The 23,447-nt window shown below is 57.9% G+C and carries 15 protein-coding genes; 5 read left to right on the top strand and 10 right to left on the bottom strand.

Annotated elements, in window-relative coordinates; genetic code table 11:
- Positions 1-264: 264 nt before the first annotated feature.
- The 7 genes from katG to LPW13_RS00370 all read right to left on the bottom strand — a co-directional run bounded on the left by katG (position 265) and on the right by LPW13_RS00370 (position 11,659).
- Complete coding sequence (katG, locus tag LPW13_RS00400) at positions 265-2,478, bottom strand: catalase/peroxidase HPI (RefSeq protein ID WP_230437478.1); 2,214 nt, start codon at positions 2,476-2,478, stop codon at positions 265-267.
- Between the two features lie 194 nt (positions 2,479-2,672).
- The gene (locus LPW13_RS00395; protein ID WP_230437477.1) at positions 2,673-3,710 is read right to left on the bottom strand and encodes a sialidase family protein; all 1,038 of its coding nucleotides are present in this window, start codon (positions 3,708-3,710) and stop codon (positions 2,673-2,675) included.
- A 236-nt stretch (positions 3,711-3,946) separates the two neighbouring features.
- Complete coding sequence (locus tag LPW13_RS00390; RefSeq protein WP_230437476.1) at positions 3,947-5,644, bottom strand: diguanylate cyclase; 1,698 nt, start codon at positions 5,642-5,644, stop codon at positions 3,947-3,949.
- Between the two features lie 168 nt (positions 5,645-5,812).
- Entirely contained in the window at positions 5,813-7,378 is a 1,566-nt protein-coding gene (locus LPW13_RS00385) for an alpha-N-arabinofuranosidase (protein ID WP_230437475.1), read from the bottom strand.
- 304 nt (positions 7,379-7,682) lie between these two features.
- A complete protein-coding gene (locus tag LPW13_RS00380; RefSeq protein ID WP_230437474.1) occupies positions 7,683-9,554 on the bottom strand; it encodes a family 43 glycosylhydrolase in 1,872 nt (623 codons plus the stop codon).
- Between the two features lie 47 nt (positions 9,555-9,601).
- Entirely contained in the window at positions 9,602-10,576 is a 975-nt protein-coding gene (locus LPW13_RS00375; RefSeq protein ID WP_230437473.1) for a glycoside hydrolase family 43 protein, read from the bottom strand.
- A 21-nt stretch (positions 10,577-10,597) separates the two neighbouring features.
- Positions 10,598-11,659, bottom strand: a complete 1,062-nt coding sequence (locus LPW13_RS00370) for a glycoside hydrolase family 43 protein (RefSeq protein ID WP_230437472.1) — start codon at positions 11,657-11,659, stop codon at positions 10,598-10,600.
- Between the two features lie 221 nt (positions 11,660-11,880).
- Between LPW13_RS00370 and LPW13_RS00365 the strand changes: the two genes are divergently transcribed.
- Positions 11,881-12,933 (top strand): arabinan endo-1,5-alpha-L-arabinosidase, encoded by a 1,053-nt coding sequence (locus LPW13_RS00365; RefSeq protein ID WP_230437471.1) that lies wholly within the window; start codon positions 11,881-11,883, stop codon positions 12,931-12,933.
- A gap of 412 nt (positions 12,934-13,345) precedes the next feature.
- A complete protein-coding gene (locus LPW13_RS00360; RefSeq protein WP_230437470.1) occupies positions 13,346-15,742 on the top strand; it encodes a glycoside hydrolase family 127 protein in 2,397 nt (798 codons plus the stop codon).
- Between the two features lie 172 nt (positions 15,743-15,914).
- On the opposite strand, the gene LPW13_RS00355 is transcribed toward LPW13_RS00360, so the two are convergent.
- Positions 15,915-16,739, bottom strand: coding sequence for an SDR family NAD(P)-dependent oxidoreductase (locus LPW13_RS00355; protein WP_230437469.1), 825 nt, complete (start codon positions 16,737-16,739; stop codon positions 15,915-15,917).
- A gap of 306 nt (positions 16,740-17,045) precedes the next feature.
- Between LPW13_RS00355 and LPW13_RS00350 the strand changes: the two genes are divergently transcribed.
- Genes LPW13_RS00350 through LPW13_RS00340 form a run of 3 tightly spaced genes read left to right on the top strand, consistent with a single transcriptional unit; the run spans position 17,046 to position 20,363 of the window.
- Complete coding sequence (locus LPW13_RS00350; RefSeq protein WP_230437468.1) at positions 17,046-18,788, top strand: IlvD/Edd family dehydratase; 1,743 nt, start codon at positions 17,046-17,048, stop codon at positions 18,786-18,788.
- A complete protein-coding gene (locus LPW13_RS00345; RefSeq protein WP_230437467.1) occupies positions 18,788-19,735 on the top strand; it encodes a 2-dehydro-3-deoxygalactonokinase in 948 nt (315 codons plus the stop codon). The genes LPW13_RS00350 and LPW13_RS00345 overlap by 1 nt, the downstream gene beginning before the upstream one ends.
- Positions 19,728-20,363 (top strand): 2-dehydro-3-deoxy-6-phosphogalactonate aldolase, encoded by a 636-nt coding sequence (locus tag LPW13_RS00340; protein WP_230437466.1) that lies wholly within the window; start codon positions 19,728-19,730, stop codon positions 20,361-20,363. Before LPW13_RS00345 ends, LPW13_RS00340 begins: the two co-directional genes overlap by 8 nt.
- 73 nt (positions 20,364-20,436) lie before the next feature.
- On the opposite strand, the gene ligB is transcribed toward LPW13_RS00340, so the two are convergent.
- Positions 20,437-22,092, bottom strand: coding sequence for an NAD-dependent DNA ligase LigB (ligB, locus tag LPW13_RS00335; protein WP_230437465.1), 1,656 nt, complete (start codon positions 22,090-22,092; stop codon positions 20,437-20,439).
- Positions 22,093-22,373: 281 nt separating this feature from the next.
- Positions 22,374-23,294 (bottom strand): SMP-30/gluconolactonase/LRE family protein, encoded by a 921-nt coding sequence (locus LPW13_RS00330; protein ID WP_230437464.1) that lies wholly within the window; start codon positions 23,292-23,294, stop codon positions 22,374-22,376.
- Positions 23,295-23,447: the final 153 nt, after the last annotated feature.

Here is a 23,447-nt window from a genome sequence, read left to right as displayed (position 1 = left end):
TCGCGGCAAACGAGGGGCAAATACGTCCCTCTCATGACGGCGATTTACGCGATCTTACTGCGAACTACCGCGAAAACAGTCATCGGAATGACCAAAGCCAATCACGCCATTACAGTGCCTGGTCTCCGAATATCAGCCCCCGTGTAAACCGCCGCACAGACTGCGCCGGCGCAAAAACGAAAAAGGGCAGCCGGTATAGCGGCTGCCCTTCTCGATTTCACCGCATCCGAGTTGCGGTTATTTATCGTCCTGTGAAAAGTGGAATCACTTCAGGTCGAAACGATCCAGCGTCATCACCTTGGTCCAGGCATCGACAAAGTCATTTACAAACTTCTCGTCGTTGTCGTTGGTCGCGTAGAGTTCGGCAACAGCGCGCAGCTCGGAGTTGGAACCGAAGATCAGGTCCACCGGGGTGGCGGTCCATTTCAGCTCTCCGCTCTGGCGATCGCGCCCCTCGTAGAGACCGCTTTCTTTCGCGGACTTGTTCCACTTGGTACCCATGTCCAGCAGATTGACAAAGAAGTCATTGCTGAGCGCTCCGGGCTTGTCGGTAAATACGCCGTGCTTCACATTGTCGTGGTTGGCACCAATGGTGCGCATACCGCCAATCAGCACGGTCATTTCCGGTACGCTCAGGTCCAGCAGGTTGGCACTGTCGATCAGTGCATCCACCGGCGCCAGGTGCGCGTCCTTGGTGTAGTAGTTACGGAAGCCGTCTGCCTTGCGTTCCATGAAGGAGAAAGACTGCACATCGGTCTGCTCCTGAGTGGCATCGTTGCGGCCCGGCGTGAACGGCACGGTGATGTCGTAGCCCGCCCTGTCCGCGGCCTGCTCGATGGCTGCCGCACCGCCGAGGACAATCAGGTCCGCCATGGAGACCTGCTTACCGCCCTTGGCCTGGCGGTTGAAGTCCTGCTGGATTTTCTCCAGACGGCCCAGCACTTTATCGAGTTCTTGCGGATCGTTTACCGCCCATTCGCTCTGGGGGGCGAGGCGAATACGGGCACCATTGGCGCCGCCGCGCATGTCGGTAATACGGAAGGAAGACGCTGATGCCCACGCAGTACGCACCAGTTCCTGTGTACTCAAGCCGCTGTCGAGTACTTCTGCTTTCAGGGCCTTGATGTCGCGGTCATCGATCAGCTTGTAATCCACTGCTGGAATCGGGTCCTGCCAGATCAGTTCCTCTTCCGGTACCTCGTCACCCAGATAGCGCGCGCGCGGGCCCAGATCGCGGTGAGTCAGTTTGAACCAGGCTTTTGCGAAGGCTTTCTGGAATTCGTCCGGGTTCTTGTGGAAGCGCTCGGAAATCTTGCGCATTTCCGGATCTTCTTTCAGCGACAGGTCGGTGGTGAACATCATTGGCGCGTGGCGTTTGCCTTCAATGTGCGCATCCGGAACAAACTTGGCCTGCTCGGCATTTTCCGGCTCCCACTGGGTGTGACCACCGGGGCTCTTGGTTTTCACCCAATCAAAGCCGAACAGATTGTCCAGAAACTGGGAAGACCACGCAATGGGATTGGCGGACCAGGCGCCTTCGAGACCACTGGTGATGGTGTCTTCGGAGTGCCCTTTACCACAGTTGTTTTTCCAGCCGAAGCCCTGCTCTTCCAGCGCGGCGCCGGCCGGTGCTTCTTCCAGACACTTGTCGGCTTTGTGGGCACCGTGGGCTTTACCGAAGGTGTGACCACCGGCGATCAGGGCTACGGTTTCTTCGGTATTCATGGCCATACGGCTGAAGGTCTGACGGATGCGATCAGCGGCGGCTTTCGGATCCGGCTTGCCTCCGGGGCCTTCCGGATTTACGTAAATCAGGCCCATGTGGGAGGCGGCCAGCGGCTTCTCGAGTTTTTCACCGTCGTAACGCTTGTCCTGACCCAGCCATTCGCGCTCGGAACCCCAGTACACCACGTCCGCTTCCCAGTCGTCTTCGCGGCCACCGGCATAACCGAAGGTTTCGAAGCCCATGGATTCCAGGGAGACATTACCGGCCAGTACCATCAGGTCGGCCCAGGAGATTTTATTGCCGTACTTCTGTTTGATCGGCCATAGCAGGCGACGGGCCTTATCCAGGCTCACGTTGTCCGGCCAGCTGTTCAGTGGTTCAAAGCGCTGCTGACCGCCACCGGCGCCGCCGCGGCCGTCGTAAACACGGTAGGTACCGGCGCTGTGCCAGGCCATACGGATAAAAAATGGGCCGTAGTGACCATAGTCCGCCGGCCACCAGTCCTGGGACGTGGTGAGGACTTCCTCGATATCTTTTTTGACCGCGTCCAGGTCCAGGCTTTCGAAGGCTTCGGCATAATCGAAGTCTTCACCCATGGGGTTGGATTTTTCTGCGTTCATACGCAGCGGTTGCAGGTCAATCTGGTTTGGCCACCAGTCCCGGTTGGACATCGCCTCAGACGGCGCGGCGTTTACGTTTACGGAGATGGCGGTTGCCAAAGCCACCGCCAGGGGAAGGGCTTTCTTGAGCATGTAATTGCGTTCCTTATAGTCTCATCAATCGGACAAGAGAATCCTATAGGCAGGGGCAATCACGGGGGAAATTAGACGTTGTTATGAATCTAATAGTGGAACTTTATATAACAGCATCTAATGATAAAAAAATCATATCAAACCGATAGGCCAGCACAATACGGGGGTTGATCGTGTCGGCATTTTGTTCGCCATCAGTCTGTCACCAGGCTTGTGAGCGGCACCCGCGTCACCCGAATATCTTCCTTGTTCTCGGCATAGGCGACGTAAAGGCAGTCTTTCCAGACATAAGATTTCGGATAACTGAACCCCTTGCGCTTGTACAGGCCTGCATATCGCGGCCCTTCCACCTGAGGGCCACCTGCCCGCAGTAAAAAGGCGCGATCAAAAAGTTTGCCGTCGCGGCTCAGGCTGACCACCAGTGGCTCACGGGTTTTCGAACCACTGGGGTTATTGACCAGATACGCGGTGCCATCCGGCAGGTTAGCGGCGCTCTGCTTGGCGCGGGAATCCGGCATATTGGTTGCCTGTGGCCGGGTCCAGTTTTTTCCTTTGTCCTCACTTACCGATGCCAGTACGCGAAAACTGCTTTGCTGATCGCGGAACACCATCACCAGAGCGCCGTCTTTGCGCTGAAAGTTACTGGGTTCAATTTCGCGGCTCACATGCTTTTTTACGGAAAGGTTTTTGAAGTTGCCTGTACGCCAACCACCCAGTCCTGTGGGATCATCGGTATACAGTGGGGTCGTCAGGAGCCCGGGCTGACGGTGCAGAGCCGTAAGAATGCGGCCATCGCCATATTGATGAAAGTCCTGTTCGATGACACCGTCCAGCGGCTCACCGGAAGCAAAGCGCGGGACCCGGGGCACACTCCACTCGTTTCCATCCTGGCTGGCCAGAACTTCCACGTGACCGCCTCGGGGCTGCACGGTCTGCGGCCAGACATTGATGAATGCATACAGCTTACCCGCGTGTACCCACCAACCTCCGCTGGTAACCACGGCGTCGTCTCTCGCCGGTGCCAATACCTGCGGTGCGCTCCAGATCAACCCGTCTTTACTGGTGGCATACAACACGCGGGTATCCGCGGCATCTTCATCCCGAACCGAGCTCTGCCACTGTGCATACAGTTTGTCTTTGAACGAAAACAACACGGCGCCGTGGTTGTACTGGCTGATCTCCGGTACTGCACGAAATACCGTTGCAGTTTCTGTATCGGCTGCCGGCGACAATCCCAGGGTTGCAGCATCAGAGGCATCGAATAGATTTCCCGTTATCGAAAAAGGTTGAGCGCTTATAGCATTCGAAAAGAAAAACGAAGAGAGCAGAAAAATGGCAGTAGAAAGCACGCTGCGAAGCGAGAAAGCAGGTAAAGAAATTTTAAACATAGTAAAAAGCTGCGATTCATCAGGCGGGTAGAAGCCAAGTGGAAAAAGGCGAATCAGTCCCGCAGCTTATCAGAGTTCAGTCACACAGGCGCCATATCCAGTTGCTGGACACTTTCTACAACGACTTTGTTTCTGCCGGTCTGTTTGGCACGATACAGGGCCGCATCGGCAGCCTCGAACAGCTGAATTCCCGCACCATAGTTCCCGTCCTTGTAGCTGGCGACACCGATACTGACTGTGACCGAAAGATTGCCAAGATCCAACTCGGCTACCCGCCGCAACAGATGCTCGGCCACGCGTTGCGCCGCATCCTGGTCTGTACGCGGCAGCAACACCGCAAACTCTTCCCCACCATATCGACAGGCTACCACCGGCTTGCGCACCTCGTGCATGATGAGCTGCCCAATACCGCGGATGGTCAGGTCCCCCTGACGGTGACCATAGCGATCATTGATTGCCTTGAAGTGGTCGAGGTCCAGCACCAACAGCGACAGCGGTGTGCCGTTGCGCTCGGACAAACGAAACTCCCTCTGCAGGTGCTCGTCGAAGAAACGCCGATTGTGCAAGCCCGAGAGATCATCAATATAAGAGCGTTTCTGGATTTCATTGACGCGGGCACCGAGCGCCAGGGAGAGCAGTACCATCTCTATCAATGCGCCGACCTGAAATGCGCTGTGGGTAAAACTGTTGTGTGGCAGCAGGCCGAAGGTTTTGAAAATATAGATGACCACGGTGCACATCAAAGTGATCCACGCGATCATAAAGTAGCGCGCGGAAACAGAACCTCGCCAGGCGCCCACGGCACCTACAGCGAGTGAGGAAAGCACCACAATCATCGCAATGGCCGAGAATACTGCTGTCATTATCGAATAATCCAGCAGCGGTGAAAGCAGGGTGAGCGGAATCATGCAGCGCATCAACACGCCGCAAAACCTGTCTACCCCGGGCGCAAGAGTTTTCGCATTGCAGATCAGGCGAGCAAACTGGGTGGCGAATATGAGGGACAGCCCCAGCACGATCAGCAGAATCTGATTGCCAAACCAGGGGAAATTCGGCCATGCAAACTGAAATGCAAACCCGTTGATAACCGCAAAGTAGAGCCCGTAACTGATGCTGTACCCCATGTAGTAAGCGTAAGCGGGATCCCGCAGCGCCAGAAACAGGAACAGGTTGTAAATCACCAACACCAGAAAGCCGCCATAGTAAATACCGTACAACAGCTGTTCCACCCCAAGACGCGGCAGGTACGCCTCCTGGCTACTAAATGACAACCCGATATTGACACTGCCACCAGAAGCGTAGCGCAGGTAATAGGTGTGACTGCTGTTGGCCGGCAATATGACCGGAAAAACAAAATCCCGCAGTGCCAGCGGGCGACTACCAAAAGGCTCGTGATCACCGGTGCGAACATGCTGCCATTGCCCGTTAGCGCCCGGCCACCAGAAGTCGAGATGATCGATCAGTGGGTAATCCTGGCGGATGACCAGAGGTATATCCGTATCGGTGGGGTTACTCAGGGTAAAGGAAACCCAGTAGGCTGCGTCGCTGAAGCCAAAATTGGCAGCGTTCTTACGCCAGGGCTGGAGCTTCTCGGCAACGACAGTGGGATCGGGGAGATCGACAGGCAGCGCTGCGTTGATGTCTTCAAACAGTAGCAGGCTGGCAGTGAGTTCCGTAGTCGGTTGAGCGGGCGAAACGACGACGGCGTCCGCTCGCGCCCCTGCAGCGAGCCACAGAGAACACAGCAGAATACAATAGAGGGCGGTGCTCAGTCTCATCCCTAAAACCCGGCCATGTGAAATGGAATCACCGGCAGCAGCGCCGCACCTCCTGGCTCCGCTGCACCTGATTATCAGGCTCGAGAAATAGTACCACAGCCCTATAGCAGGCCCCCAACTGGCGGATGCATTGCGCATCCGCCAGTTGCCATTTGATCGCCTGCCCGCTTACGCGCCCAATGCGACCACGATTACGGACTTCGGCGGCAGCTCCAGTTTCAGCTCACCGGGCTCCCCTTCCGCCCGATACTGGGCCGGCTCCACCTCAGGCTCGCGGTCAAAGGTATTGCGCGCATCCATCGCCTCGGCCGTCAGCACCCGCCCCTGTGCACTGCGGTATTCACCGCCCTGCACATCGACGGATACCTGCTGCGCCCGCTGCGGATTCAGGTTGACCAGCGACAGATACAGCTGGCCGTCTTTGCCGCGCGCGGCGGAAACACTGATACCGGGTAGGGTTTTTTCCCCCATGCGATAGCTGGCCGGATTGGTCACTTCCACCGGTAGCGAAGTCGCATCCTGGAATACCTGATACAGGTCATACACGTAATAGGTAGGTGTGAGGACCATCTCGTCCTCTTCCGTCAGGATCATCGCCTGCAATACGTTGACCATCTGCGCAATATTTGTCATGCGCACCCGATCCGCATGCTGGTGGAACACATTGAAGTTCAGCGCTGCTACCACCGCGTCCCGCAGGGTATTCTGCTGGTACAGGAAGCCGGGTTCGCGCCCTTCTTCCGGGTTGTACCAGGTGCCCCACTCATCCACATAGAAGCCCAGCTTTTTCTCCGGGTCGTTCTTGTCCAGCACCTTTTTGTTCAGGCGGATAAACTCGTCCATACGCAGGGTCTGCCACAGGGTGGCGAACCATTCCTCTTCTGCAAACCCGATGGACTCACCCTTGTCGTCCCATTCACCGGTGGGCAGGGTATAGAAGTGGAAGCTGATCCCGGCCATCTGGCGTTGGATATTTTTACTCAGGGTATCGGTCCAGGAGGTGTCCGTGGTGTGACCACCACTGGCGACGAACTTGGGCTCACTGCCACGGGGCGTTTTCAGGAAGGTGGCGAAATGGTTGTACAGGTCTGCATAGTACGCCGGACGCATATGCCCACCGCAACCCCAGGCCTCGTTGCCGATACCAAAATAGGCCACTTCCCAGGGTTCATCGCGCCCATTCTTGCGGCGCTCTTCCACTACTGCGGATGTGCTGGTGCCGGTCATATATTCCAGCCACTCGGCCATCTCACGCGGATTGCCCGTGCCCAGATTACCGTTCACGTAGGCATCGGCGCCAAGCAGTTCTACCAGCTCAAAAAATTCATGGGTGCCGAAGGCATTATCTTCCTCTACACCACCCCAGTGGGTATTCACTCGCACCGGGCGCTCATCCCGTGGGCCAATGCCATCGCGCCAGCGGTACTCATCCGCAAAACAGCCACCGGGCCAGCGTACCAGCGGCACATTGATATCGCGCAACGCTTCGATCACATCGGTGCGAAAGCCGTTGATATTCTCAATTTCCGAGTCTTTCCCAACCCAGATACCCTCGTAGATACCACGGCCCAGGTGCTCGGCGAACTGCCCGTATATATCACGGTCGATCGTGGGCCCGGGTTTGGTAGCGTCGATGGTGATCTGAGGAATATCGTCGGCTGCAAATGCCGAGATCGCGACACTGCTTGCCAGGATGGCAAGTGTCTGCTTCAGGTTTAACACTTTCAGTTTCATGTTTTCTCTCCATTATTTTTGTATGTGACGTTTAAGATATAAAAAGGGGTGGCCTACATCACTTCAGCCACCCAAGCCCGATAAAAATCGGTACACACACTCACAAACTACAATCCGAGTAGCAGAAACCTTAAGCAATACTCGGAACTATGATGTGCAGGTACCGATACCGGGGGCAGCCTTGCTAGACCTTCTAAAACAGGGATGTTTTAGAAGAGCCCCCATGGATGGGTTCACGGCGTGTCTAGCAAGGCTGCCCCCGGTAGCGGTACCGCCACCAGGCGTGATCGTTCGGAGGCCTCACTCAGCCCCGCGCAGGCACCTCCCGCAGCTGGAATTTCTGACAGTCGTTGTCCGCTGCCGGTGCCTGGGCAAAGGTGTTGCCCTCGGCCAGACCACAATGGGCCAGATCCAGGTTGTGCGCACTCTCGCGGTTCTGGATCTGCAGGCTGCCATCCGCCAGCGGCTGCAGAAGCCACTGGCTGCTGGTACCCTCACAGCTTCCGAGAATCGCAGACGCGCCGGGTACCACTGCGTTATCCGCAATGGTCATGCACTGATCGCCGGTCTGGATCTGGACAAAACCCTCATCCACCGGTTGGATGCTCCAGCGCTGGCAGGACTGTCCCTTCCAGGCTCCCTGACTGATATCGCCGCCCTCGGCGCAACCGGACGCCTGCAGTACACGGCCACTCTGCACACTGGCAATCGCCACCTCTTCCGCCGGCTTCAGGGACCACTGTTCACAGCCTTCACCACTGCAGTCGCTCGCGGTCAGCGGTTTACCAGTATCGCGGTTCACCAGCTGTACCCAGCCGTTTTCATTCTGGTTCAGGGTCCAGCGCTCGGCCTCAGTATTGGTCCAGGGAGCCAGCTCACGGCTCGCATTGAGGAAGTTGCCACTGGCGGCGTTGACCAGGCGGAAGGCGCCGTCGGCAGTATTGTCCAGCACCCACTGGCTGCCATCACTGTCGCAGGCGCCCAGTCCACGGCCAGTCAGGCACTGGCCACTGGCGGCATTGTTCAGTACCCACTTGGCGCCCTGTACCCGAGTGGTCAACGGGCCGTTTTCACCGGAGGGCAGCTTCTGGAATTCGCCTTCCGGTACCGGAACGCCAAAATTCGGCGTACCGTCGTCGTTCCAGGTAAATTTCTGCGCACGCACCGAGCGGGTTGCACTGCAACCATCGGTCTCCTTGGAGTTACCGTGGTACACGATCCAGTCTTCGGTGCCATCTGGCGATTTGAAGAAACCATTGTGGCCCGGGCCGAAAACACCATTGCCGCGCTGGAATACGGGCTCCGGGTACTTGGTCCAGTGATCCGGGTTCATCGGATCATCGCCGGTGAGTTCTTTCATCGCCAGCTTGTAATCCGGCGTTTCGCAATAGCTGGCGGAGTAAATCATGAAAGTGCGGCCGTCTTTCTTCAGGATTTCCGCGCCCTCATTCACCTTGCGGCCACTCTTCTCCCACTCTTCTTCCGGGCGGGTAATCACCACCCGCGGCCCCTCAATAGACCAGGGGTTGGTCATTTTGGAAATCCAGTTCAGCTGCTCATCACCCACCCACTCGGACCACAGCAGATACAGCTCACCGTTGTGCTCGAGATAGGAACCGTCGATGTTCCAACTGTCGGGCATGGGCGAACCCTTGTAGACATAAGGGCCCATGGGATCGTCGCCAACACTTTCCAGTACCGACAGGTGCTGGTGGTCGAGGGTACCGTGCTGGCCGGAGGTATACATCAGATACCAGCGCGGGCCATTGGGGCCATCCAGGCGATGGAATTCAAATGCCCAGAAATTGCAGCAGCGGGCTGGATCGGTATCCGACCAGATATTGATCGGTGCGGCAGTGGCGAGACCATCCAGGGTGGGAGATTTGCGCATCACCAGCTGGGAAGTCCAGGTAGTGGTGGTCAGGTAATAGTTGCCATCCCAGTACTCCAGCCACGGATCTGCGCCATTGGCAAAGAGCGGGTTGGCGAACATACCTTCCGGTGCCTGGGTATCGGCGGCGGCGATCTCTTTGACCACTGCCGGCATCTCGGTGGCTACTTTGCCAGTTTCCTCACGCTTCGCAACATCATCCACAGAGGGCTGACAGGCACTCAGGGTCGCCATTGCCACGGCGGCGAACAGACTTTTTGAAGTCGGGACAGTCTTTCTCATCATTGTGTTACCAGTCTTCATTCACTACTCGAAGTTTCTTGGTTGTCGAGTTACTCGACAGGATCGACACCTTCAGATGTCATCACCACGCGCTTGATGGTGCCGTCTTCGTTGTAATACAGATCGTCGATAGCCACAGAGCGGCGGTAGCTGCCGCCCTTCGGCGTGCCGCCGGTGTGGTAGATGAAAAAGGAGCGACCTTTGTAGTCGATGATGGACTGGTGGTTGGTATTGGAGTTACCGGCCAACTCGTTGAGGATGCCTTTGTATTCCCAAGGGCCCTCGATGGACTTGCTCATGGCGTAACCGATTTTTTCCGGAAAGCCCATAGCGTAAGTCAGGTAGTAATAATCACCGTGCTTGTGGGCATACAGTGCTTCGGTAAAGTCCGGCAGGTCCAGCTTGTGGATGGGGCCGTCCAGCTCGATCATGTTGTCTTTCAGCCTGGCCCAGCGGGGTTTGGTGTTACCCCAAAACAGGTACGCCTGACCGTCGTCATCGATAAACGCCGCCGGGTCCAGGTCGTCCCAGTCGATATCGGTATCGGTGGTCATGTCGTTGCTGATCAGCGCCTTGCCCAGTGCATCTTTGAACGGGCCGGTGGGGCTGTCGGATACTGCAACACCGATGGCAAAGCCGGGCTTGGTGTCATCGTGGCGTACGGTGGTATAGAAATAGAACTTTCCGTCCTTTTCCACTACGTGACTGGCCCAGGCGCTGCCCTTGGCCCAGTCGAAATCTTTTGCAGCCAGCGGCGAGCCTTCGTTTTTCCAGTTCACCATATCGGTGGAGGAAAACACCAGCCACTTGTGCATTTCGTAGAAGCTTTTGTTGTCTTTGGCTTCATCGTGGCCGGTATACAGGTAGACAGTGTCGTCGTACACCATGGCCGCCGGGTCGGCGGTCAGCACTTCAGTGATCGCCGGGTTGGCAGCCTGCGTAGTCGCAGCGGCAGCGGTAAAACCCACTGCTGCCATCGCTGTAAGCACTTTATTTTTCATACTCGTACTCGCTTCTACTTTCATGTCTTATTTCTATACGCTGAATCAGTCCGGGGCCGCCTGACGAAAATCCGGCATGCCGTTTTCGTCCCAGTGCAGCTCGCGCACCCGAGTGGCACGGTTGCCATCCGACAAAGGATTCCCGTCGATATCCCGGTAATCCCGAGCGTGGTACACCAGCAGATCGGTCTCGCCATCCTCGGCCAGGGTGAAACTGTTGTGGCCAGGACCAAAGCGCTTCAATTCCGGATTGGTATGGAACACGGGCTCCGGTGCCTTGTTCCAGTTGGCAGGATCCATGAGGTCCGCATCGGTATCGGCCCACAGCAAACCCATTGCATAGTTTGCATCGGTGGCGCTGGCGGAGTAGCTGATAAACACCCGTCCATTTTTCTTCAGCACGGCCGGGCCTTCGTTGACCTTGTGTCCCTGGATCTCCCAGTCATAGGTCGGGGTAGTAAGGGTGATGACCGGCTCGCGGATTTCAGTAGCTGATACCTGCTCCGCCATCAGCAACTGGGAGCCCAGGTCATTCTCGGTTTCGTACTGTGCCCAGACCAGATAGCGCTTACCTTTATGGGTAAAACTGGTGGCATCGAGAGAGAAGCTGTCTACCGGCGTGGCAATACGCCCCGCCTCCTGCCACTCGCCCTCCAGCGGGTTGGCAGAGGCGTTGCGCAGGGCGTACATGCGGATTTTCCATGGATCCTCTTTTTCCCCAGCTGCGAAATAGACGATCCAGGCACCGTCGATATAGTGCAGCTCCGGCGCCCAGATATGTGCACTCATGGGACCTGTGGCGTGCTTACGCCAGATCACCTCAGCATCCGCGTCGGCAAGGCCGGCAACCGTAGTGGAACGGCGCAGCTCAATGCGGTCATATTCCGGCACGGTGGCAATGAAATAGTAGAAACCGCCCTGTCGCAGGACCCAGGGGTCCGCCCTGCGCGGAACCAGCGGTGAAGGGGAAGTTACTGCTTTTGCCGCATCGTGACCTTCATCACAGGCACCACTGGCATCACGAGCCGCCGGCTCATCCACGGCACAGGCACTTATCCAGGTACAGGCGTATATGAAAGCCCCGGCAAACAGGTGTCGGTAGGTCATCGCTTCTCTAACTTTTTCGTTATCGTTGTAGTCTTATCTTCTATCGCAGTTCTTCGTCGGCTTCCCCCGACTGAAAGGCCGGTGGTCAGGGGCGGTTGCTGCGCTGCATTCAATATTATTATACTACTAATAACCTAACAACCCTGTCTCCAAGGCCAGAAGAGGCACCTGACAGGTTTGTCTGGATGAGAGACTCACAATAGCGATAAAGAGAAGCTGATATGTTCCGACTCCCCGCAGCTCTGCGGCGGCCGGTGGCGCTTGCCGCGGCCTGTCTCGCCCTGCCCCTCGCCGCCTGTGCCGACAGCGATGCCGGCACCAAGCGTCAGATCGACGTCCACGATCCGGTGATGGCGAAGGAAGATGATACCTATTATCTGTTCAGCACCGGCCCCGGTATCACTATCTACCGTTCAGACGACCTGCACCACTGGCAGTTCTCCGGTCGCGGTTTTGAATCTGAGCCGACCTGGGCAAAAAATGTCTCTCCGGGTTTTGGTGGCCATCTGTGGGCGCCGGACATCATTGAGCACGATGGTCGTTTCTATCTCTACTACTCCGTTTCAGCATTCGGTAAGAATACCTCGGCGATCGGTGTGACGGTCTCTGACACGCTGAATCCGGATTCTCCGGATTACGGTTGGGAGGATCAGGGTATCGTGGTGCAGTCGGTCCCGCACCGGGATCACTGGAATGCGATTGATCCGGCAATCATTTTTGGTGAAGACGGCACGCCGTGGATGAGTTTTGGTTCTTTCTGGGAAGGGCTGAAGCTGGTGAAGCTGGATGATTCACTGACCCGCCTGGCGGAGCCTCAGGAGTGGCACACGATCGCCCGTGGCGAGCGGCCCCAGTTTCACCCGGTCAATGAACCGGGCCCGGAAGAGATTGAGGCACCGTTTATTTTCCGCAAGAACGGTTATTACTATCTGTTTATTTCCCGTGGGCTTTGCTGCAAGGGAGATGACAGTACTTACCGGTTGGCGGTGGGGCGCTCCCAGTCTGTGACCGGACCTTATATGGATAAAGACGGTGTGGACCTGGCCAATGGCGGCGGTACGCCGCTGATTTCCGGCAACAAGGCGTGGCCGGGGCTTGGACATAACAGCGCTTACACCTTTGATGGCAAGGACTATCTGGTGCTGCATGCCTATGAGTCTGCGGACAAGGGGCTGCAGAAGCTGAAGATCATGGATATCGAGTGGGACGACGATCTCTGGCCTGTGGTGGATCCTGCGCAATTGGATTCTTTCAAGGCGTACAAAGTTAAGTAGATCCGGAAAACTCCGGGTACGCTTTACTCTCGCTCAGTGGCGGCCAAGCACTGGGTGGAAGTTTTTGAAACCGCTGTGTATACATCCCTGTACGCTGCGGCGGCGACGTCCCTGTCGCCGACGCTTTCAAAAACTTCCACCCAGCACTCGGCCTTCGATTTGAGCATGTTTACTTCGTTAGCCGTAATCGCTACGGAGTATTGAAATATGAATTGAAGGCGCTGCAGCTGGTAAGGGGTTGCCAGACCTTCTAAAACAGGGACGTTTTAGAAGAGCCCCCATGGATGGGTTGAGGGGGGGCGCCTAGCTCGTGTCTGGCAACCCCTTACCAGCTGTAGTGCCGCCACCAAGTGATCTACGAAGTCCCCAAACCACAAAACTACGATAAAAAATCTAAACCAACGAGACAGCGATGAAGAAACTACTCCTGAGCCTGACTCTCAGCTCAATCGCCCTGGCAGGTTGCACAAGCAAAGAACCGGCAACCATGGAGACCTTCCCGCTCTCCGATGTTCGCCTGCTGGAAAGCCCCTTCAAACACGCCCAGGACACCAACATCGAGTACATCCTGGCGATGGATCCCGACCGGCTGTTGGCACCCTATTTAAAAGAAGCCGGCCTGGAACCCAAAGCGGAAAACTACGGCAACTGGGAAAACAGCGGCCTGGACGGACATATCGGCGGGCACTACCTCACCGCACTCAGTCTCGCCTGGGCCGCCACCGGCAACGACGAAGCCAAACAGCGCCTGGACTACATGCTCGACGAACTCAAACGGGCCCAGGACAAAAGCGGCGATGGCTACCTGAGTGGCGTGCCCGGCGGCAAGGCCATGTGGAACGAACTGGTAGAAGGCGACATCCGCGCGGACCTGTTTACCCTCAACGACAAATGGGTCCCGCTCTACAACATTCACAAGATCTACGCCGGCCTACGCGATGCGTATATCTACGCGGACAGCCAGCAGGCACTCGATATGCTCATCGCCCTGTCCGACTGGGGCGCCGCCGTGATCGGTAAACTGTCTGACGAGCAGGTACAGCAGATCCTGAAAAGCGAACATGGCGGCCTTAACGAAGTCTACGCCGACGTGGCCGAGATTACCGGCGAAGAGAAATATCTCGACATCGCCAGGCAATTGTCGCACCGCGAGATTCTCAACCCGCTGGAGCAACGCCAGGATAAACTCACCGGCCTGCATGCCAACACCCAGATCCCCAAAGTGATCGGCTACAAACGCGTCGGCGACCTGACCCACGATGACCAGTGGCAAGACGCTGCGGAGTATTTCTGGAACGAGGTAGTGGAAAACCGTACCGTGGCCATCGGTGGCAACAGTGTGCGCGAGCACTTCCACGATACCGACGACTTCTCCTCCATGATCGAAGACGTGGAAGGCCCGGAAACCTGCAATACCTACAATATGCTGAAACTCACCCGGCTGCTGTATCTGAGCGAGCCGGACGCGCGCTATATGCGTTACTACGAGCGCGCGCTGTACAACCATATCCTGTCGTCACAGAACCCGGATACCGGCGGACTCGTCTATTTCACGCCCATGCGCCCAAGCCACTATCGCATGTATTCCAAACCGGAAGATGCCATGTGGTGTTGTGTAGGTTCCGGGATCGAAAACCACAGCAAGTACGGCGAGATGATCTACGCCCACCGTGGCGACGAGCTGTTCGTAAACCTGTTTATTCCCTCCACACTGGACTGGGAAGAAAAAGGCATCCAGTTGCATCAGGAAAACCAGATTCCCGATGCGGAGAACACTACACTGACAGTGACAGGCAACAGCAAGTTCACCCTGAAACTGCGCTACCCGGCCTGGGTCACTGCAGGCGAGATCGAAGTCGCGATAAACGGTAAGGCAGTGGTAGTCAACGCGCATCCCGGCAGCTACATCACCATCGATCGCCACTGGAAAGACGGCGACCGCGTGGATGTGCAGCTTCCCATGCACACGGAAACCGAACAGCTGCCAGACGGCTCGGATTACTTTGCACTGACCTACGGCCCGGTAGTACTGGCGGCAAAAACCCAGCCGTTCGCCAACGAACACCTGGACTATTTTGCCGATGACAGCCGTATGGGACATATCGCCAGCGGCCCCATGTGTCCGCAGGAACAGATGCCCATGTTTGTCAGCGAAGACCTCGGATTTGTCGAACAGATCCAACGTCTGCCCGGCGAAAAACTGGCGCTGTCTACACCGGCCTCGCTAAAGACCGGCAACGGCAACAACAATTTACAGCTGATCCCCTTCTTCCGCCTGCACGAAGCCCGTTACACCATCTACTGGCCCTACAGCACCCCGCAGGAACTGGCGAAAAAGCAGCGCATCAAAGAAGAGGAAGACCGCGCGCGGCTGGCACTGGCCCAACAGACCATCGACAAGGTGGCGCCGGGTGAACAGCAGCCGGAAGCGGATCACTTCTTTGCCGGCGCCGCCACCGAGGCGGGTGTCCATCGCGGCCGCCACTGGCGCCACAGCAGCGACTGGTTCAGCTATCAGCTGAAAGACCCGAACAAAGAAGCCGAGACACTGCGTATCACCTATTACGGACAGGATAACGGACGTCATTTCCGGATTCTTGCCAACAACGTAGAAATTGCACAGGTAAAACTGGAAGGAAATCGCGGCGATGACTTCTACAGCGTGGACTATCCGGTACCGGCTACCGTGCTCAAGCAGGCGGATAACGGGGTTATCGAACTGAAGTTCGTCGCCGGTAAAGATTCTGTGGCGGGCGGTATTTACGGTGTGCGCCTGATGCGCGCTACCGGTGAGCCCGAAAACGGCTGACAACAGAAACTCCACTGCCCGTCGTCAAAACAGATTCGATCACCCTCTTTGCCCGGCGCGAGTCCGCTCGTCGCCGGGCTTTTTTATCGTCAACAAGAAATCTCTGAGGCCCATTGGCTCCACCCATGCCGAGCGACACTCAGCGTCAGCAACCGTTTAAAGCCCAGTGGGGTCATACCCGCCCACCATCGACGATCAACTGCTGGCCGGTAATTGCGCGCGATGCGCGGGAGGCCAGAAACAGTGCTGACTCCACCAGGTCTTCGCCCTGAATGGCGAACTTCAGGCTCTGTTCCTGCAGACATTCGGCCAGCGCCTCTTCGGTTACCCACAGGCGCTTCTGGCGCTCGGTCATGACCCAACCGGGGATCAGGGCATTGACGCGAATGCCTTTTTCACCGAGTTCACGGGCCGCCGCCCGCGTGAGCCCGACAATAGCGGTTTTTGCGGTCACGTAGGCGGGATAACCGGTAAGCGCCAGATTGGCGGAATTGGACCCCAGGTTGACAATACTGCCGGAGCCAGCCTTTTCCATCGCCCGCGCCGCCCACTGCATGGCGAAAAACTGCGGGCGCAGGTTGGTGTTCAGGGAATCGTCCCACTGCTCGGGGGTGAGACTGTCAATGTCGTGCCGGGTATCCCGCGCGGCATTATTGACCAGTACATCCAGACCGCCCATGGCATCCACTGACTCCGCTATCACCGCTTCCAGCGCGCTCAGGTCGCGAATATCGCAGGCACTGAAATGAGGGCGAAGGCCAGTGTGTTGCGCCACCTGATCGCATAGTTTCTGCGCAGGCGCTTCACGCAGGGACACGAAGGACACCTGCGCCCCCTGCAGCGAAAATGCCGCAGTCAAGTAGGCGCCGATCCCGGAGCCACCGCCGGTAATAAAAACCCTTTTCCCCTCCAGGTCGGGATAACGGGTAATCTTTTCCAGTTCGCCACTGGCGAAAACCCTATCAAAGTCGTCGGATTGCTGCGGATTCTGGGCCATGCCGTTTCTCTCTTGTTATTGCGTTGGGCTGAAATGGTATGCGCTCAAGATACCGGAGATTCGGCCCCGAGATTGGTAACATTTATAATATATATCAATAAGACCTGTACAGCCCCGGTGGCAACCAGCCGGGAAAGCAACGGCGACTTGGCCCTTGCTACCAGCCCTCCCGATATTCGACCGGCCCGCACCCACCAGCCAGCCAAAAGATCTGCGCGCTTGCCACACATAAAGCACATATTTATCATATAAAAACACTAAGCAAAAAATGTCGCGGGAAAGTCCCGTCGCAGTAGAGCCAAACTCATGAAGAAAAGTGATCCTCCCAAGAAAACCCCGCGTCGCAGCCAGTTGAGTTATGGCAAGCAGGACAAGGACGGCTTCATTCACCGTTCCTGGATGAAAGCCCAGGGTTACCCCGATCACTGTTTTGACGGCCGTCCCATTATCGGCCTGTGCAACACCTGGTCCGAAATCACCCCCTGCAACTCCGGGCTGCGGGAACTGGCGGAGTACGTCAAGCGCGGTATCTGGGAAGCCGGCGGTGTGCCGCTGGAGTTTCCGGTCACCAGCCTGGGGGAGACCCAGATGCGCCCCACCGCCATGCTGTTCCGCAACCTGCTGGCGATGGACGTGGAAGAATCCATCCGCGGCAACCCCATCGACGGCGTGGTGCTGCTGGGTGGCTGTGACAAGACCACCCCGGGACAACTGATGGGCGCGGCCAGCGTCAACCTGCCCACCATCGTGGTCTCCTCCGGCGCAATGCTGAACGGCAAGTTTCGCGGTCGCGATATCGGTTCCGGCACCGATGTATGGAAGTTTTCCGAGGCGGTGCGCGCCGGGGAGATGAGCCAGGAGGACTTTATTGCCGCGGAGGGCGCCATGTCCCGCTCCCGCGGTGTGTGCATGACCATGGGCACCGCCTCCACGGTGTCCAACCTGACCGAGGCCATGGGCCTGTGCCTGCCCTACAACGGCTCGATACCCGCCGTAGACGCCCGCCGTCAGGTAATGGCGCATATGAGCGGTCGCGAGATCGTGCGCCTGGTGGAAGAGGATATCCGCCTCAAGGATATCGTCACCAAGGCGTCCCTGATCAACGCGATCAAGGTCAACGCTGCCGTGGGCGGCTCTACCAATTCCGTGATGCACCTGCTGGCCCTGGCCGGGCGCCTTGAAATCGACCTGCAACTGGAAGACTTCGACCGCTACAGCCGCGACCTGCCGCTGATCGCCAACCTGATGCCTTCCGGCCGCTTCCTGATGGAGGACTATCACTACGCCGGTGGCCTGCCGGCGGTGATGAAAAAGATTGCCTCCCACCTGGACCTGAACGCCGCCACCGTGAGCGGGAAAACCCTGGGTGAGCAGATCGAGCCCGCGGAGTGCTACAACGACGAAGTAATCCGCGACCTGGACAACCCGGTACGGGAGAGCTCCGGCATCTGGGTATTGCGCGGCAATCTCTGTCCCCAGGGCGCCATCATCAAACCCAACGCGGCGACACCAGAGCTGCTCAAGCACACCGGGCGCGCGGTGGTGTTCGAATCCATCGAGGACTATCACGCGCGCAAGGATGCGCCGGATCTGGATATCGACGAAAACTGCATCATGGTACTGAAGGGCTGCGGCCCCAAGGGTTATCCGGGCATGCCTGAAGTGGGCAATATGGCACTGCCGAAAAAGCTGCTGGAAAAAGGCGTCAAAGATATGCTGCGTATTTCCGATGCGCGCATGAGCGGCACCGCATTCGGCTCCGTGATCCTGCACGTGGCACCAGAAGCCCAGGCCGGCGGCCCCCTGGCGGTGGTACGCAGTGGCGATCTGATTGAATTCGATGGCGAAGCGCGCAGCCTCAACCTGAAAATTTCCCACCAGGAACTGCAATCCAGGCTGCAGGAATGGCAGGCCGACAGACCGGAATCTCCCTACCAGCGCGGTTACGCCAAGCTCTATGTGGATACCGTGCTGCAGGCCGATCGCGGAGCGGATCTGGACTTCCTGGTAGGCGGATCCGGCGATGAAGTTTCCCGGGAGTCCCATTGATGGCGACAGCGTCTGAGCTAGGCCGCGGCCTGCTGGCGCTGGACTGGGGTACCAGCAGCTTTCGTCTCACTGTGATCAATGACGCGGGCGAAGAGCGGCAGCAGCTCCACTCAGACCGCGGCATCGCGCAGATCTCACAACAACAATTGCTACCCTATTTACTCGAGCAGATAGCGGCGCTACCGGAGGATCTGCAGGCACTGCCGGTGATCATCTGCGGCATGGCCGGCTCCACCATTGGCCTGCAGGACGTGCCCTATCACACCTGCCCCGCAGACCCGCAACAACTGGCGAATGCCCTCGCTCCGCTGGACGGCTGTGAACTCAATGCCTCAATCGTTCCGGGCTTGAGCGCGCGCAACCCGGACAATAACAACCGCGAGCTGGAAGTGATGCGCGGCGAGGAGACGCAGATCGTCGGCTGGCTGGCACAGGCCAGCGAGAAAGAGCGCCAGTCCAGCTGGCTGTGCCTGCCGGGCACCCATGCCAAATGGGTCGAAATCAAACAGGGGCGCGTACAGGGTTTCCGCACCGCTATGACCGGTGAGCTGTATGCACTGCTGCGCAAACACAGTGTTTTGGTGCAGGGCGAGCAAACATTCTCCGATAAAGCCTTTGCATCCGGGCTTGCGGCGAAGGGCGAAAGCCTGAGCTTCGATCTTTTCTCCACCCGCACCCGGGTGCTGGATCAGCGGCTCTCGCCGCAACATTCTGCCGCCTACCTTTCCGGCCTGCTGATCGGCAGCGAGATTCGTGCGCTGTCAGGAACGCTGAAGAGCGAAGCCGGGAACTTCACCACAGTGCACCTGATCGGCGACCAGCACATCACGGATCTCTACTGCCGCGGCCTGGCCCAACAGGATATCCAGAGCCACCAGTACGACGGTGCCGCGCTGGCGGTAAAAGGCCTGCGACAACTCTACCTGCAGAGCAATAAACATGACTGAACAGAGAACAGCTGCCACCTACCCACCCATGGTGGCGATACTGCGCGGCGTTACGCCGGACGAAATCATTCCGATAGCCGAATCCGTCTACCGGGCGGGGTTTCGCTATATCGAGGTGCCGCTTAATTCCCCGAATCCCCTGGAGAGCATCGCACGGCTGGTGGATCACTTCGGTGACCGCGCCTGCTGCGGTGCCGGTACCGTAACCAGTGCAGAACAGGTGGAAGAACTGGCCTCGGTGGGTGCGCGATTGGTCGTCTCCCCCAACTGCGATCCCCAAGTGATCAGAAGCAGCCTGAAGTACGACATGATATCCATGCCGGGCTTTTTTACCCCCACCGAGGCGTTCGCCGCAATCTCCGCCGGCGCCACATTCCTGAAGCTTTATCCCGCTGCCAGCCTGGGGGCGGACTACGTCAAAAACCTGAAAACCGTACTGCCAGGCCACGTCCAGCTGCTGGCGGTAGGCGGTATCAGCTTGGAAAATATGGACATTTTTTCCCGCGCTGGGGTAGATGGTTTCGGAATCGGCGGAGACCTGTATAAGCCCGGCCACAGCAAGGCAGAAGTCGCAGATCTGGCCGGCGCGTATATGAAAATGTTCGCGGCATTAAAAGACACGAACTAACCCCCAGCTACAACACCATGCCGGCGGTGGACAGGACGTGCGCAAGCTTGAACCTACACACTGCCGAGTCCCCCTAAAACCCCGCCACTTCGAGCGTCCGCAACCTTCTGCGTAGAACCAGTACTTCCTCGTCACCCAGGAAAGCCGAGAGTTCCTTCGCGCGCACAGCGCCAATACCGGCAAGCGCTTCCCAGCTCCCCTCTTCACGCGCCGAAAAAGTCGCATAGGTAGCGCCGTGCCAACTTTCTTCGGGTAGCAGGTTGATCGACGGCATCCCCAGGGCGTACATCCAGCGTTTGAAGCCCTGCTCCTGTGCCTGCCGGAAGCTGGCGAATAACTTCTCCGCCCTTTTCTCACCGATGCCCGGTACCGCCATCAGCTCTGCACGGGTCAACGCGGTCCAGGCCAGGAGATCTGGCAACAAACCGGCCTCGAATAGCGCGCGCCACCGCGCTTCCCCCATACCGCGAAGCGCCAACTTCTCCCCCATCCATTCAACCCGCGCCAGAAACTGTTCCTCACACCCGGGCTCCGGCCGCCAACAGGTATCAGGGCCATAGTCATCCGGGTCCGGCACTGGCAGCGCCACTCGTTCCACCGCGGGCAGTACCACATCGACAATATGCGGGATCGTCTGTCCGGCGAGCTTGATACGCAGCTGGTCTCCAGGTCGGATATCCAGGGATTGCCAGCGCCCGAAAGCGCCACTGCTGACGCGGCGGATCTCCCGGTCGTCCAGTAAGGTGGGCTCCAGTTTAACCACGGGCACTATTTTCCCGGTGCGCCCAACCGGGAATTCCACGTCGACCACGGTGGCCATCGCCGTGATGGCCGGGTGTTTCCAGGCGGCGGCCCAGTGGGGTGGTTCAGCTTTCCAGCTTTCTGCTGATGGGCGGCGGCCCTGCTTCAATACGATGCCATCGGTGGCAAAGGGTTGGGGCTGGCGATAGAAGTGCTGCCGCCAGTGACGGGCCTCCTCAAAAGTGCTTACGCGGTGGCTGTAAGCGGTGGAGTCGTAACCGAGCGCTTTGAGCGCGTGCAGGCGTTCGGAGAATTTTTCCGGGCCTCGGGGCCAGTCCCACACGAACAGAGCGAGGGAACTGGCCTGCTCGTCGGTCAATGCGTTGGAAGCCATGGCACCACTGGCACGCCCGCGGGCATTGTCACCGCCCTCGGCCTGGATATGGTTTTGCTGGCGCCAGTAGACTTCGCCTTGCAGGACCAGTTGGTGGCGCTGATCGGGGATCTGTTGATGGATGGCGCGGATGCGCCGCGCATGGTGTGTCCAGTCCTGGCCCCGCTGGCCGTCGCCGCGGCTGATCATCTGGTGCAGCTTGCCGCGATGGTAGATCAGAGTGACAGCAACGCCGTCGACCTTCGGTTGTAGCCATGTGTCACTGTGTTGATTCAGCCAGCGGGTTACTGCTTCAGGTGTACCGAGCTTTTGCAGGCCGGCTTGCGGGACTGGATGCGCGATCGTGTAATTGGATTGCTCGGCCGGCGGTGTGGGGATCCGAGCCCGATCCGGAAAGCAGCGGTTCCAATGCTTCAGGGTTGTTCGGGCTTTGTCGTAGACGGGGTCTGACACCAGAGAGCGGTGTTCGCGATAGTAGGCATTGTCCCATTGCTGGATCTTTCTACTAAGGCTGGCGATTTCCTCACTTGCCTGCGAGCCTTTCCAGTTCGGGCAGTCTGATGCAGTAGCGGCCGCCAGGAGGTTGGCGGCCAAAAAGGTAAAGAGTGCCGCGAGCTGAATGAGGCCGCCAGGGCGAGGAGCGCCTTGCGTCGGCCGGGATTGTGACAATTCCATCTGTCTGGCTTATTAGCGCGTTTGTCGTTATAGCGAGGGGCATCCGTGCGGCGCTGGCCGCGATTGTCTGTATACAGCGGGATTTACTTTAGCGGAATTTTTGGTGGCCGTAAAAGCGCTATGCAGGAGGGTGCAGCCCAGTGGAGCAGCCACCGGGCCGGGCGCGGGCAATCAGCCAGGCGGTTGCTTTCAAGCCATGTTCAGGCCGTCTCCAGCGCCTCGGCTTTCTCCAGCAACTGGGTGGTACTGAAACGGAACCCCATCACCCCCTTGAACGGTGTCTGGAATACAAACAGGTTGCCCGCCTGCCACTCCTTGTCAAGGGTCCACTCGTGCAGGGACTCTTTTGCCGTAGTGACAAACATCAGGTTCATATCCGGACCGCCAAAGGTGACGCAGGTTGGCTGACTCACGGGCACCGGTACAGCGCCGGCGAGATTGCCATCCGGGGTATAGCGCTGAATCCGGGCACCGCGCCACTGGGCGGACCACAGATTGCCCTCAGCATCTACCGTGGCACCGTCGGGATAGATTCCGAACATGGTGCGGGCGAAGAGCTCGCGTTCGCCGAGATCGCCGCGGCGGGCATCGAACTTGTAACGGTAAATGCTGCGTCGGGGAGAGTCGGCAAAATAGAAGTGACTGGAATCCACATCCCAGCAGCAGCCGTTGGAGATCAGGACATTCTTTTCCTGCTCGCTGACCACACCGCTGGGTTCCAGGCAGTAGAGGATACCGGCGGCCTCTTCGCGGCCGTCTTCCGCCATGGTACCGGCCCAGAAACGGCCCTGACGGTCAATCTTGCCATCATTGAAACGCACGCCACTGTTTTTTTCCAGCAGGGTCTTCTGCCACAGGATCTTGCCACGACGATAGTCGAACAGCGCAAACCCGGTTTCAAATGCGGCAACAATACAGTCTTCGCGATCGGTAAAGCCAAATGCGCACAGACGCTCGGGCGTATCGAATACTTCCAGCTCGCGACCGGGCCAGGTGAGCCGATAGAGTTTGCATTCGTGGATATCAGTCCACCAGACGCTCTGCTCTTTATGGTTCCACAATACGCTTTCGCCAAGGGTATTGCCGACTTCGATGGCATCGATGCGCTGTACTTCAAGCATGGGGTACTCGTTTATTATCGTCTTTCAGTGTAGAGGCAATTTCCGTACCGATACCGCGGAGGATCGTCGACCTCTTTTGGGCAGACGCTCCTCTCGGGAATGCGTGACCTCAGCCCCGGTATTATTACAACCCGGGGGATTAGTCAAGCTTGT

Source organism: Microbulbifer celer (assembly GCF_020991125.1).
Lineage (GTDB): Bacteria > Pseudomonadota > Gammaproteobacteria > Pseudomonadales > Cellvibrionaceae > Microbulbifer > Microbulbifer celer.
Note: the sequence above shows the minus strand (reverse complement) of the source record. Positions and strands in the feature narration are given on the sequence as shown.

Bases quoted from the DNA above. Each gene is read 5' to 3' on its own strand.
- LPW13_RS00340 (WP_230437466.1), top strand. From the start codon at position 19,728: ATGACTGAACAGAGAACAGCTGCCACCTACCCACCCATGGTGGCGATA.
- LPW13_RS00375 (WP_230437473.1), bottom strand. From the start codon at position 10,576: ATGAAAGTAGAAGCGAGTACGAGTATGAAAAATAAAGTGCTTACAGCG.
- LPW13_RS00360 (WP_230437470.1), top strand. From the start codon at position 13,346: ATGAAGAAACTACTCCTGAGCCTGACTCTCAGCTCAATCGCCCTGGCA.
- LPW13_RS00385 (WP_230437475.1), bottom strand. From the start codon at position 7,378: ATGAAACTGAAAGTGTTAAACCTGAAGCAGACACTTGCCATCCTGGCA.
- LPW13_RS00365 (WP_230437471.1), top strand. From the start codon at position 11,881: ATGTTCCGACTCCCCGCAGCTCTGCGGCGGCCGGTGGCGCTTGCCGCG.
- LPW13_RS00390 (WP_230437476.1), bottom strand. From the start codon at position 5,644: ATGAGACTGAGCACCGCCCTCTATTGTATTCTGCTGTGTTCTCTGTGG.
- katG (WP_230437478.1), bottom strand. From the start codon at position 2,478: ATGCTCAAGAAAGCCCTTCCCCTGGCGGTGGCTTTGGCAACCGCCATC.
- LPW13_RS00350 (WP_230437468.1), top strand. From the start codon at position 17,046: ATGAAGAAAAGTGATCCTCCCAAGAAAACCCCGCGTCGCAGCCAGTTG.
- LPW13_RS00370 (WP_230437472.1), bottom strand. From the start codon at position 11,659: ATGACCTACCGACACCTGTTTGCCGGGGCTTTCATATACGCCTGTACC.
- LPW13_RS00345 (WP_230437467.1), top strand. From the start codon at position 18,788: ATGGCGACAGCGTCTGAGCTAGGCCGCGGCCTGCTGGCGCTGGACTGG.
- LPW13_RS00355 (WP_230437469.1), bottom strand. From the start codon at position 16,739: ATGGCCCAGAATCCGCAGCAATCCGACGACTTTGATAGGGTTTTCGCC.
- LPW13_RS00380 (WP_230437474.1), bottom strand. From the start codon at position 9,554: ATGATGAGAAAGACTGTCCCGACTTCAAAAAGTCTGTTCGCCGCCGTG.
- LPW13_RS00330 (WP_230437464.1), bottom strand. From the start codon at position 23,294: ATGCTTGAAGTACAGCGCATCGATGCCATCGAAGTCGGCAATACCCTT.